The 12,373-nt window shown below is 27.5% G+C and carries 13 protein-coding genes; 2 read left to right on the plus strand and 11 right to left on the minus strand.

Annotated elements, in window-relative coordinates:
* The 3 genes from pstC to JW646_RS05770 all read right to left on the minus strand — a co-directional run bounded on the left by pstC (position 1) and on the right by JW646_RS05770 (position 2,836).
* Complete coding sequence (gene pstC / locus JW646_RS05760) at positions 1-903, minus strand: phosphate ABC transporter permease subunit PstC (protein WP_228416887.1); 903 nt, start codon at positions 901-903, stop codon at positions 1-3.
* A 62-nt stretch (positions 904-965) separates the two neighbouring features.
* The gene (locus tag JW646_RS05765) at positions 966-1,805 is read right to left on the minus strand and encodes a phosphate ABC transporter substrate-binding protein (protein ID WP_228416888.1); all 840 of its coding nucleotides are present in this window, start codon (positions 1,803-1,805) and stop codon (positions 966-968) included.
* A gap of 167 nt (positions 1,806-1,972) precedes the next feature.
* Positions 1,973-2,836, minus strand: coding sequence for a RelA/SpoT domain-containing protein (locus JW646_RS05770; RefSeq protein ID WP_228416889.1), 864 nt, complete (start codon positions 2,834-2,836; stop codon positions 1,973-1,975).
* Positions 2,837-3,076: 240 nt separating this feature from the next.
* On the opposite strand from JW646_RS05770, the gene JW646_RS05775 reads away from it, so the two are divergent.
* The gene (locus JW646_RS05775; protein WP_228416890.1) at positions 3,077-3,568 is read left to right on the plus strand and encodes an Ig-like domain-containing protein; all 492 of its coding nucleotides are present in this window, start codon (positions 3,077-3,079) and stop codon (positions 3,566-3,568) included.
* Between the two features lie 493 nt (positions 3,569-4,061).
* Complete coding sequence (locus JW646_RS05780) at positions 4,062-4,706, plus strand: Crp/Fnr family transcriptional regulator (protein ID WP_074919220.1); 645 nt, start codon at positions 4,062-4,064, stop codon at positions 4,704-4,706.
* 90 nt (positions 4,707-4,796) lie between these two features.
* Here JW646_RS05780 and JW646_RS05785 read toward each other — a convergent pair whose 3' ends face one another.
* From JW646_RS05785 to JW646_RS05820, 8 genes are all read right to left on the minus strand, one after another.
* The gene (locus JW646_RS05785) at positions 4,797-5,483 is read right to left on the minus strand and encodes a hypothetical protein (RefSeq protein WP_228416891.1); all 687 of its coding nucleotides are present in this window, start codon (positions 5,481-5,483) and stop codon (positions 4,797-4,799) included.
* Between the two features lie 142 nt (positions 5,484-5,625).
* Positions 5,626-7,023 (minus strand): radical SAM protein, encoded by a 1,398-nt coding sequence (locus JW646_RS05790; RefSeq protein ID WP_228416892.1) that lies wholly within the window; start codon positions 7,021-7,023, stop codon positions 5,626-5,628.
* A 188-nt stretch (positions 7,024-7,211) separates the two neighbouring features.
* Positions 7,212-7,394, minus strand: a complete 183-nt coding sequence (locus JW646_RS05795) for a hypothetical protein (protein ID WP_018592271.1) — start codon at positions 7,392-7,394, stop codon at positions 7,212-7,214.
* A gap of 69 nt (positions 7,395-7,463) precedes the next feature.
* Positions 7,464-9,872, minus strand: a complete 2,409-nt coding sequence (locus tag JW646_RS05800) for a beta-glucosidase (protein ID WP_228416893.1) — start codon at positions 9,870-9,872, stop codon at positions 7,464-7,466.
* Positions 9,873-10,026: 154 nt separating this feature from the next.
* Entirely contained in the window at positions 10,027-10,716 is a 690-nt protein-coding gene (locus tag JW646_RS05805) for an ABC-2 transporter permease (protein ID WP_228416894.1), read from the minus strand.
* Positions 10,716-11,570: an ABC transporter ATP-binding protein gene (locus tag JW646_RS05810; RefSeq protein ID WP_074919230.1), complete on the minus strand. Its 855-nt coding sequence runs from the start codon at positions 11,568-11,570 to the stop codon at positions 10,716-10,718. Before JW646_RS05810 ends, JW646_RS05805 begins: the two co-directional genes overlap by 1 nt.
* A gap of 12 nt (positions 11,571-11,582) precedes the next feature.
* Positions 11,583-11,960: a GntR family transcriptional regulator gene (locus JW646_RS05815; RefSeq protein ID WP_074919232.1), complete on the minus strand. Its 378-nt coding sequence runs from the start codon at positions 11,958-11,960 to the stop codon at positions 11,583-11,585.
* 131 nt (positions 11,961-12,091) lie between these two features.
* Positions 12,092-12,304 carry a hypothetical protein gene (locus JW646_RS05820; protein WP_148557339.1) on the minus strand — a complete coding sequence of 71 codons (213 nt, stop codon included), beginning with the start codon at positions 12,302-12,304 and terminating at the stop codon, positions 12,092-12,094.
* Between the last annotated feature and the right edge of the window lie 69 nt (positions 12,305-12,373).

Genomic DNA, 12,373 nt, shown 5'->3' on the forward strand with positions numbered 1-12,373 from the left:
TTAGTCTTCCTCCTTATTAGAAATCATACTTAGTATTAAGTTAAGTATAATTATAAATATAAATAGTACAATTCCTGTTGCAAATAGCATTTCTTGATGAGTACCAAAAGCATATCCCATTTCTAAAACAATATTTGTGGTAAGAGGCCTTACACTATCCATTAATGAACTTGGAATTGCTGGTGAATTTCCTGCTACCAGTATAACTGCCATAGTTTCACCAATAGCACGCCCTACTCCAAGTACTACAGCTGCTAAAATTCCTGATTTTGCTGCTGGAAGAACTATATTAAAAGTAGTTTGTGTTTTTGATGCTCCAAGAGCCAAAGATGCCTCTTTATATGATTTAGGTACAGCTCTTATTGCAGTTTCTGACACAGTAATTATAGTTGGTAACATCATTACTGCTAAAACAATAATTACCGCTAGTAAACTTTGTCCTTTTGGTAAATTAAACACTTTTTGTATATTAGGAACGAGAAATGCTAAACCAAATATTCCATATAATACTGATGGAATTCCTGCCAATAATTCTACTGCTGGTGAAATTATTTTACTTAAGGATTTTGGGGCAACTTCTACTATAAATGTTGCAGTTAAAATCCCCACAGGAACACCTATAATTAAAGAACCTAAGGTTGCATATACTGATGCTAATATCATAGGTAATATACCAAATTTGTCTGCAGATGGTACCCATTCTGTTCCAAATAAAAAATCAATAAAGGAATATCCTTTAGATATAAATGGTATGGAACCTTTATAGAAAACAAAACCTATTATAAGTAATAAGCTTATTACAGAAATAAATGCACTTAGTAAAAATATCTTTGATGTAAGGTTTTCTATTAAATATTTATTTTTATTCGAATTATTTCTCACGCGATTAATATTATCGTTCATAGGCTTCTCCTTAGATGTATAAAATCCTCCTTAGATTAATAAAGGAGGATTTATTGAGCATATTATTTTATTCTTATTAATCCATTTTCTTCTACAATTTTTTGTCCTTCTTCACTTAAAATAAAATCTATTAATTTATTTCCATTGTCTTTTAAATTTTCTTCTTTATATACTAATAAAAATGGTCTTGATATTTTATAAGATTTATTTTTTACATTTTCTGCTTTTGGTGCAATTTCATCAATATTTATAGCATTTATTTTATCGTCTACATATTCAAAAGATATAAATCCAATAGCATTTTCATTGCCAGCTACTGTTGATTTTATGTTTCCTGATCCATCTCCTATTTGGGCACTTTTAGTAAGTTGTTCTGATGTATATCCTACTATTTCTTGAAAGGCATCTCTAGTTCCAGAACCATCTTCTCTTGAAACAACAACTATTTCACTATCTTTTCCACCTAATTCATTCCAGTTTTTGATCTTGCCAGTGTAAATATCTTTTACTTGTGACATTGTTAGAGATTTTACATTGTTAGCTTTATTTACGATTATAGCTATTCCATCATAAGCAATTTCAACTTCCGTAAGACTTTCTGCTTTTTCTTGATCTTTTAAATCACGAGATGACATACCTATTTGAACTGTTCCATTTATTGCATCCTTTATTCCTGCTGAAGAACCTAACTGATTTATTTCAACTTTCATATTCGAATTAGCTTCTTGAAATTTTTCTGCTTCTTTTTCCATAAGAGGTCCCACAGACGTTGATCCTGATACAGTTATACTACTAGTGCTGGAATTAGACTTTTCATTAGTTTCAGTTTTTCTACAAGCTGTTGATATAAGCATTGTAACTAAACACAAAAACATTGCAATTAGTCTTGTTTGTTTTGACATATATTATACCTCCATCATTATGTAATAGATATTTTGTTATTTTAAATTATAATTAGTATAACCATGTAAAAAGATTTATATTTTCAAAAAATCTTAATTATTTTTTCAACAAGCTATATAAAATTTTATTCAACTTAAGTAAAAAAAGACATCATACGATGCCTTTTTTATTTTATTTTTAATATATCATCAATTTCATTAATTAAATTTTTCTTATCTATATCAGAAATATATTCTTTATCATAAATTTTTTCTTTGATACTTTCTATTTTCTTATCTTTTTCATTAATTTTTTCTTTGAACTTATTTTCAACTTCTTGAATACTTTGACTTAGTCTATTTATAAGAGATGCCATCTCATCAGAACTTCCTGCTATTCTGTTTAATAGCATTAAGTTTTGACCTAAAAGATCTGGAATATCTTCATGAGAGTATCTCAGTTGATGATCTATTTCTCCATAGCCCTCTTCAAATATAGTTCTAACTTGAACCTCCGTTATAAGCTTTTTATTAGTTGGATAAGATTCTAATAAATAATGTACAGATCTATACCCTGATGGTCTTGAACAAACAGCTATTCCCTGTTCATCAAATTTTCTCGTATCATCTCCTTCTCTTACATTAGCTACTATTTCCATAACTTCCCACATATTAGTTATGAAATTATGAATTTCTTCCCAATCCTCTTTAAATATATGTATTACTCTTATACCAAGTAAATCTGTAATTTCATCTTTATAGTTCTCTGCTGTAAAATTAAAATCTTGTCCATATTTAGCTCTTCTTTCAGGAGTTTTCCTAATTACTTTTTCTATTAAATGACTTACATCTTTCACTCTAGTTTTTACTGAGTGAACTTTTGGCTGAGCTCTAAGTATATTGGCAACTAAATCTGCCTGTGTTTCATAGCTTTTTTTTGAATTGATAAAGTCATCGTGTATTGCTTTTAAATCTTTCCAACTTATATTTTCTTTTTTAAGCTCTTCTTCATTTATTGTATACATGTTTAAAAACTGTTCTTTATTTATCATTTTCTCCTCCAGCTAATTATATCTATTTTTATTTTACCTTATAATTATGCATATTTATATTTTTTTTATCCTTATTATTATATTCTTAATTTATATATTGATAAACCTAGATCGATAATGCTGTAATTTTCCATTTAACACAAAGAAATTATATAAAAAATATTAATCATGATTTAGGGGGGTATATTTAATGAAAAAAATATTTAAATTATTAACTTATCTATTGTAATAGCCTTTTCTATGACATTTGCACCGAGTTTAAGTATTCTTAATAATGAAAATATAAGTGTTGTAGAAGCTGCTACAAAGAAAACGTTTGAAACTTTTACTGTTAACTCAGTATATAATTCTTCAACAAAAATAAGAGGCAAAGGTACTAAAGGCGCCACTGTTAGAGCTTATGTTAGTGGTAAGCAAGTAGGTAAAACAAAGGTATCTTCTTCTGGAACTTACTCAATTAAAATTTCTAAGAAAAAGAAAAACACTAAAATAACAGTTAAGATTAGTAAAAACGGTTATACTACTAAACCTAAAACTATAACAGTTAAGAGTAGTTCGTATTCATCTAGTTCAAATTCATCTTCTTCAAAATATGTTTATGCAAATGGGGGAAAATCAACTTCTAAAATTTATCATAAAACAGCTAAGGCTCATAATATGGAGGGTGCCAAAATGACAAAATCCAAAGCCATATCAAAAGGGTATAGAGCTTGCAAAAGATGCTGGAGATAGTACAGGAAAAAGACATTATCAATTTTGATAATGTCTTTTTTGTGATTTTATCACAGAACAAAAGGATATAATATGTTTAAATAAATACACATTGTACACTTTAGATATACTATTAGTTTACTTTTTCAGGTATGCATTGTATAAATTTCAAACGTCAAACTCTAAAAAATCACTTGCCATGTTAAGGGTTGAACATTTACACTTAGCTAAGGTAATATTATTTACATAGGATTTTCCAGTGTATTATTATCAATAGTTTTAAAAGAGCTTTTTTAGAACTTTTGCTCTTACACTATCTTAAGTATATTTAGAAAATATAAAATTTATATCAGGATTTGATTTCGGTAAATTAACTATATTTAATATATCTCCATAATATCTCTAAATTTTTAGTATAGGATATATGGGATTATTAGTTACTGAAATTTTATTTATAATGTTTGGATATGTTCTTCCAAAATCAATCCTGAAAAATAATTTTGGAGGATATATAATGAGTAAAGATCAGTATCTTAAAGAAACTCTTCCTTTTTTTAAGGATTTAAATGATGAAGAAAAGAATGAATTAATTTCAAAAAGCTTTATAGGCAAGTATGAAAAAGGTGAACTTGTTCATTCTAAAAACTCATCTTGTACAGGGCTATTAATTACTATGAGTGGAAATTTCAGAGTATTTATTTCAGCTCCTAGCGGTAGACAAATTACCTTATTCAAACTATATGACAGAGATGTTTGTATGTTGTCGGCTTCTTGTGCTTTTCAAAATATAACTTATGATGTTAATTTAGAGGCCCAAAATGATGCTAGTGCTATAATTATTGATAGTTCATTATTAAAAAAATTGTCCCAATCTAACATTAACGTTATGAACTATATTCTTAGTCTTACACAGGATAAATTATCTGAAGTAATGTATGTCTTGGAACAGGCAACTTTCTTTAGCTTAGACGAGAGAATTACAGATTATTTATTAGAACAAAGCAGATATCAAGATTCTAATATACTTTATATCACTCATGAAAATATAGCCAATGAATTAGGCTCATCTAGAGAAGTTATTAGTCGTATACTTAAGAAGTTTGAAAAAGAAGGAAAAATAGAAGTTTCTAGGGGAAAAATTACACTTATTAAGTTGTAGCAGTAAAAAAGAGTCATTTCATCACATTAATAATAATTTTCTTTATTAATGCAAAAAACGTATTGAATTAACAATACGTTTTTTAATCTTTTATTTTTCTTCGTGGACATTCAAATCAATAATTACCACATCTCTTGGCACAAATCGTTCTCCCATAAATTCATTTAGCATTTTACAATATTCCTCTACCCATTGGGCCTTGGATATGTTTTTGTACATATGATCATCAACAATATTTAAAAAAACTAGCTTAACCTTGTATCCCTTCTTCATAAGTTGATGCATAAAAGTAAATCTATTAGCTATTTGGTAATAAGTATCAAACCATTTATTAAAATCTCCTTTTATTCCAAGTTCATCATAAGTTTCTTTCATTGAATCTAATATTAATCTTTTATTATTTTCATTTGTAGATGCTAACTTACTTCTCAATTCTTTAATGCTGCTTTTATTTTCTACTAAGACAATCATTTTTTCCTGTGAATCTTTCACAGTCGCCAAACCGATTCCATCCCATACAGGCTCTCTTTGTGGCCAAAAACTCAAATCTTCTTTTTTCAATGTAAATCCATTATTGTTTAACTTCTCTAGGAGTGAAGGTGAATTAAGCATATACTCTCTAAAATTTTCATTTTCTAGAGGTGATAGCCACTCTATAGACTCAATTCTTGTGTCTCTATTAATTATCCTTTCATTCAAAACAGATCCGTTATTCTCTTTAATAATCTTTCTTATCCAGTACTTCCCACTTACGGTTTCATTTATATCAATGCTCACGCAAATTCCTCCTCATAATTGCATTTATATACAATGAAGGATTTTTTATGGTCTATGTTTTAAAAATAGACTATAAAATTCTGTCCTCATATATTTTTATATGATTCCTTCATATGAAAAGTGATTAAATAAGACATATTTACTATGACTTCACCTTATAATTATCATAATTCGACTTAAAATGTTTATTGTCTGTCCAAAGTTCCTCTGCCTTTTCTGCCCATTTCACAGAATAATTTTTACACTTATTACATAATGATTCTACATCCTCTGGTGATATTAAATCTGTTGATTTTGCTTTGCACTCTTTCACCATTTTTTCTAACATATGAGGATTTTCAAGCATTGGACAAGGACGTAGATGATTATGATTAAATGGTTGATTATCACGATATTGCATAAATAGTGGCTGGTGTAGTGCATCTAATAAAGTTGTTTCTTTAATATTAGCATTGGAATAATGTATAAACACACATGGTTCTACATCTCCATTTGCATTGATATGAAGATAGTTTCTACCTCCTGCAATACACCCACCCATGTACTCTCCATCATTTTGAAAATCAATAGGAAATATTGGTTTGCCACCTTCTTTAGCTCTTATTTCACGTATTCTATGATACATGTATTCTCTTTGATTTACTGTTGGTATTAAATCTACATTTGCATCATTTCCAACAGGCATATAATTAAAGTACCAACTATATCTACAACCTTTATCTATTATTAAATCTAAAAATTCATCAGATGTTACCGCCTCCACATTGGCACTTGTATAACAAATTGAAGTACCATATATTAAGCCATATTCTTTTAATTTATCCATAGCATGAAGAACTCTTTTAAAAGTTCCACATCCACGTCTTGAATCATTTACTTCCTCAAATCCTTCTATACTAATAGATAAAGACATATTTCCTACCCTAACTAATTCTTTGCAAAATTCATCATCAATTAGGGTTCCATTTGTAAATGCATGAAAAGCACAATCATTATGCTTTTCACAAAGCTTAATTAAATCTTTCTTTCTCATTAAAGGCTCTCCACCTGTATACATATAAAAATAAATTCCCAACTCTTTTCCTTGAGTGATTATATTATCTAAAACATCATAAGATAAATTTAAATTATGGCCATATTCAGCTGCCCAACATCCATTGCATCTTAAATTACATGCACTTGTTGGGTCCATTAAAATTAACCATGGTACATTACATTCATGTTCAACTCTTTTTTTTCTTGTTATTTTTGTTCCACAAAATATTGCTTCATACCCTAGATTTAATGCAGTAGTTTTGATAACATTTGGATGAATCTCGTCTAGAATTCTATTAATATATTTCATCCATTTTCCATCATTATCTTTAATTAAATCTCTAGTTGCGTCAAAACTACTTGGCTCATATAAGTCCCCTACCAATTTTTCCGATATATCAACTAATTTTAATAAATTTTTTTCTCTATCCTTGTTTACATACTTAATAACTCCGTCAATACCCTTACTTACTAACTCTCTCTCAACCTTATGCGCTATTGACATATTATCCACCCCCATTTCTTATAGTAAAAACTACTTGATAATATGTAACAACAGCTAAAAATATTACAATTGTTAATATGTAGTTTTTAATAAATCCCATAAATTTGCCCTGTAAAAAGGCTATAATTATGTTTTTGCTTCAAAATATAAAAATCGTATCAAAATTAAATTGATACGATTTTTATGAGTTAATCTCTTTTTTTAGCTTTATGATAAAGTTTTTCAGTTTTAGTTTTATTTGTTCCACAATCTCTAGCGCCTATTTTTTGTCCATTTTCTATTCCAATGTCTGCGCCATGCTCAGAGTACATTTTTCTAAGTTCTGGGTTTGATTTTGGTCTATCTTTCATTCTATTTTTATTGTTATCCATAATGTAATTCTCCTTGATGATATTTTAGTTATAATTTATCCAATAAAAATCCCTTCTATTCTTTTGAAATTATTTCCTATTTCTTAAAATTTGCAAAAATCCTTTAATATAATGTTTATTTAATAAATCTACAAATCCCTGTATTGATTTACGATTTATTGCTCCTCTAGTTACCATAGCAATTAGCCTAAAAGGTTGATCATTCAAGGATTCTTTTACTGTAATTTCCATGGCTTTATCTCCACTTACAAATTTATTTGCCTTTTTGTTTATGGCAGATATAATTAAATCACCACCATAAATACTTTTAATATCATTAATAGTAGAGTTTATAGTAAATGGATATATTTGTTTGTTAATAATCGGTAGTTCCTTATTATATATATTCTCAAATTCTAGCTCTGTTGGACTTAGTTTCTTTTTATATAATTCATAATAAGATTGATATTTTGCTTTATAATCAATAGTTTTTACAGTATTTCCTCTTTTATTTACTACTGTAGAAAATTTAATATCCCTAGATGAGGAACCAATACTTATACCATATTGTCCTTCTTCAACTTCGTATTGATGACTTTGAATATTATAGTAAGTAAAACAACCTTCATCTAAAATAAAGGTTACTTCTTTACTTTCCTTAGGTTTTAAATTTATTTTTTTAAATCCTTTTAGCTCTTGTTTTGCTCTAAATAATTTTGAGTATAAACAAGAAACATAAAGTTGAGCCACTTCTTTTCCTTCCAAATCGCCCACATTAGTAACGGTTACGGATATTTCCATATTATTGTCATTATTATACTTTATTTTCATATTGCTATATTCAAAAGTTGTATATGAAAGCCCAAAACCAAAAGGATATTTCACATTAATATCTGCACTATCAAAATATCTATACCCAATAAATATACTTTCTCTATATTCTACATAATTATTATCTCCAGGGTAAAATTGTACCGATGGATAATCCTCAAAATTATATGCATAAGTTTCGCTTAACTTGCCTGATGGATTTTGCTTTCCTAATAATAAATTTACTGTTGCATTTCCACCTCTACAACCACTTAAATAAGTTAATAAAATACCTTTAGGAATATGACTCCATGGCATTTCCACAACAGAGCCACCTTGTAATATTACTACTAAGTTTTTATTAACTCTGCTAATTTCATAAACTAAATTATCATGAGACTTTGGCAATTTTAAATTCTTACGATCATATCCTTCTGCCTCATAGTATTTAGGTAGGCCTATAAACAAATACACTATGTCCTTATTTTTTGCCACTTCTATAGCTTTTTTTAGCAAGAGTTCATCAATTTCATCATTTTCTAAAGAATATCCATCTGCATAATTTATATTGCAGTTATTATGTACAAATACATCATATGCGTTATCTATAGTATTAGCATTAACATGTGAACTACCCAACCCTTGGTATACGGGCTCTTTTGCAAGCCTTCCTATTATTCCAACTTTTTGTGAATTATTTCCTGGAAGAATATTATCATCATTTTTAAGTAATACTGCACTACTTTCAGCTATATTTTCTGCTAAATCAATATGATCTTTAAAATTACATTTATATGGTATTTTTTTACCTTCTTTATATCTTAAAATTAGTTCAATTACTTTTGTAACAGATTGATTTAATATTTTTTCATCTAATTTGTTATTTTCTACAGCTTTTTGTAAAACCTTATAGTAATCATCTTTATATCCTGGCATTTCTAAATTTAATCCATTATTTATACTAGAAATAATATCATTAACACCTCCCCAGTCACTAATAATACATCCCTCATAATTCCATTCATTTCTAAGTATATCTTGCATTAAATATTTGTTTTCGCAACAATACTGCCCATTTAGTCTATTATATGCCATCATTACAGACCAAGGATTAGCACTTTTTATTGCTATTTCAAATCCTTTCAAATATATTTCCCTAAGAGCTCTTTCATCAATAATTGAATTAATAGTCATACGATATTTTTCCTGATTGTTTCCTGCAAAATGCTTTAAACAAGCTGCCACGCCTTTGCTTTGTACTCCTCTAATAAGAGCTGCTGACATCTTTCCACTTAAATAAGGATCTTCACTAAAATATTCAAAATTTCTTCCACAAATAGGTAGTCTTTTTATATTAATTCCTGGACTTAAAAGTACTGCTACATCTTCTCTTCTACATTCCTCCCCTAGTGCCTTACCCATACGATTTATTAATTCTTCGTCAAAGGTGGAGGCCAAAGCTGTAGCTGTTGGAAAGCAAGTTGATTTTATAACTTTGGGACTCATAAACACAAAGCTATCTGACTCTTCTTTTCTAAGCCCATGAGGGCCATCACATAACATAATTGATGGGATATTCATTTTATCTATTCCATATGAATGCCAAAAATCTGCTCCACAACAAAATTTACACTTTTCTTCTAAAGAGAGGTTTTTGACTATGGATGAAGCCTCTTCATATAAATTCATATTCTCTCCCCCAATACAACTAATTTTGTCTTATGTTATATTTTATGTTTGTGACTATAATAGATTGTTAAATTTATTTTTGTATACATATATAAAAGGGTTATAACAATTATTTTATTTTGTTATAACCCTTTTGTATTTATTATATTTTCATTTATATAATTTCAGATTTACTATGTAGTTGTAAGGTTTTGTTAAAAGATAATTTTATCAAGAAATAACTTAAAATAATTCCTAACATAACTATAAAAAATTCATTAAATTTACTTAAAAAGTCAAATAATACCCCTGTGGAATCTTTAGTTAAAAAATTTCCTGCCATACTGTTAAGAAATATTAATATAATCCATGTTAATACTCTTTTCTTTTTAATTTTATTGTATTTTGTAGGAATCATTACACAAATAGTAACCACTGCCATGAATAATTCTACTATAAATCTGACTAAATAATTTGCTTGTATGCCATTGTCTTGTACAATATGATTACTTATCCAAGATAATAAAAATATTTGTGAATCTAAATTAGAAATATTTTCTGCTATCAATACTAAAATCGTTGCAATTAAAAAAAACACTACTACTAAAATCAATTGCATAAATGAAGAAATATATTTATAAGAAACATATTCTTTATTGTTTATTGGAAGAGTTTGTATTAAATTATTAACTTTTTTACGGTTATCATCATCAAATCCATAGTAGAAAATTAACATTACAAGTCCCATATTAAATGATATACTACCAAAGACAAATAGCATAACAAAAAATACAGGTATGTAAATACTATAATATTGTTTTAAAAATTTCAAATCTAATCTTAATAATTTTTTTATCTCTGTCATTATTTATTCCCCTTACTAAATATTAATATATCTTCTATTTTAGGTATTTCATATAGAACTTCTTTCCCAAATATATCTTGTGCATCTTTTTTATTATTAGAAATTCCTCTAAATCCAAATTTATTTTCCACTATCTGTTGAAATACTTTTTTTGTTTCTTCATTTAATAGCTCTTTTGCTCCCTTTACAATGGTATAATTATTTCTTATATTTTCACTGTCTTCATTAAAAATAATTTCCCCTTTATCCATTACAACAAAGTAATCTCCTATTTTGTCTAAATCACTTGTAATATGAGTACAATATAAAACTGTAGATAAATCTTTTTCCATTTGTAATTGAAGAACTTGTAAAAATTCAGACCTAAATATTGGATCTAAATTTGCTGTTGGTTCATCTAAGATTATTAATTTAGGATGATAAGACAAAGTCATAAGTAAATCAAATTTTACTTTTAGCCCTTTTGATAAATCTTTATATTTGTCATTAAGATTTAAATCAAATTCTTCAGTATAATAATTAAATAACTTCTCATCCCAATTTTTATAAAATACGCCTATAGTTGATTTTATGTCTTCTAATGTGAAATCTTCTGGATATAGTGTGTCATGTCCTAAATATCCTATTAATTCTTTAATATGTTTTTTGTCTTTATTAAAATCTTCTCCAAATATTTTTATGCTACCATCCTCTTGATTTAATATATTCATTATTAATTTCATTAAAGTAGTTTTGCCAGCTCCATTTGTGCCTATAATACCTGTAACAAAACCTTCTTTTATTTCTAATTTCTCTATATTTAATTTAAAATCCCCCATAGATTTTTTTAAATTATTAATTTCTATTACATTCATAATGTACCCCACTTAATCACTTAAATTATATAGTTCTTTAAAAATTTCCATTCCTTCATCTAAGGAAATATCTAACTCTTTAGCTCTCTTTACTATTTCTTCTAATTTACATTCCCACTCATATATGGCTAGTTGCCTCATTTTCTCTGTATTTTTAGCGGAAACAAAGCTACCTTTTGATGGCACTGTTTCTATATATCCTTCACTTTCTAAAATCTCATAGGACTTTTTTACAGTTATTATGCTTACCTTAATTTCTCTTGCTAAAGTCCTAATTGAAGGTAGTGGCTGACCTGGCAAAAGTTTTTTAGAAACAATTTGTGATATAATTTGATTTTTTATTTGCTCATAAAGAGCTACTGGTAATGAATCAGAAACTACTATATCCATATTTTATCCTTTCCGTTATATTCCGTGTATGTTATATATATACAGAATATAACACTATATATATGTGTGTCAATGTTATTTCTATAAAAATCTAAAAAAGAATTGCAAAACTGTTTGCAATTCTTTTTTATTTAATCCATAAATTCAATTATTTTTACATTACTTTTATTAATGGAAAAGTTACTCCCCAAGTCTCTACCAAATAACACTAAGGATGGAACTGCATTTCCCTCATTAAAATCTTCCATCCAATCTATCAATGATCTAAAATTTCTAACATTGCTTTCTTCTACTATTCTTTCAAAATTATTTCTATATACTATTCTTATCCTATCTTTTTTCAATTATCTCATCTCCTAGCAACTTAACTAAGTAATATTATAATTTTATTTTTACTATAACTCAATGATCTT

Origin of the sequence: Terrisporobacter hibernicus (assembly GCF_020809405.1) — a bacterium.
GTDB classification, from domain to species: Bacteria; Bacillota; Clostridia; order Peptostreptococcales; family Peptostreptococcaceae; genus Terrisporobacter; species Terrisporobacter petrolearius.

Excerpts from the sequence above, each read along its gene's own strand:
- pstC (WP_228416887.1), bottom strand. The coding sequence starts at position 903 with ATGAACGATAATATTAATCGCGTGAGAAATAATTCGAATAAAAATAAA.
- JW646_RS05765 (WP_228416888.1), bottom strand. The coding sequence starts at position 1,805 with ATGTCAAAACAAACAAGACTAATTGCAATGTTTTTGTGTTTAGTTACA.
- JW646_RS05770 (WP_228416889.1), bottom strand. The coding sequence starts at position 2,836 with ATGATAAATAAAGAACAGTTTTTAAACATGTATACAATAAATGAAGAA.
- JW646_RS05775 (WP_228416890.1), top strand. The coding sequence starts at position 3,077 with ATGACATTTGCACCGAGTTTAAGTATTCTTAATAATGAAAATATAAGT.
- JW646_RS05780 (WP_074919220.1), top strand. The coding sequence starts at position 4,062 with ATGAGTAAAGATCAGTATCTTAAAGAAACTCTTCCTTTTTTTAAGGAT.
- JW646_RS05790 (WP_228416892.1), bottom strand. The coding sequence starts at position 7,023 with ATGTCAATAGCGCATAAGGTTGAGAGAGAGTTAGTAAGTAAGGGTATT.
- JW646_RS05795 (WP_018592271.1), bottom strand. The coding sequence starts at position 7,394 with ATGGATAACAATAAAAATAGAATGAAAGATAGACCAAAATCAAACCCA.
- JW646_RS05800 (WP_228416893.1), bottom strand. The coding sequence starts at position 9,872 with ATGAATTTATATGAAGAGGCTTCATCCATAGTCAAAAACCTCTCTTTA.
- JW646_RS05805 (WP_228416894.1), bottom strand. The coding sequence starts at position 10,716 with ATGACAGAGATAAAAAAATTATTAAGATTAGATTTGAAATTTTTAAAA.
- JW646_RS05810 (WP_074919230.1), bottom strand. The coding sequence starts at position 11,570 with ATGAATGTAATAGAAATTAATAATTTAAAAAAATCTATGGGGGATTTT.
- JW646_RS05815 (WP_074919232.1), bottom strand. The coding sequence starts at position 11,960 with ATGGATATAGTAGTTTCTGATTCATTACCAGTAGCTCTTTATGAGCAA.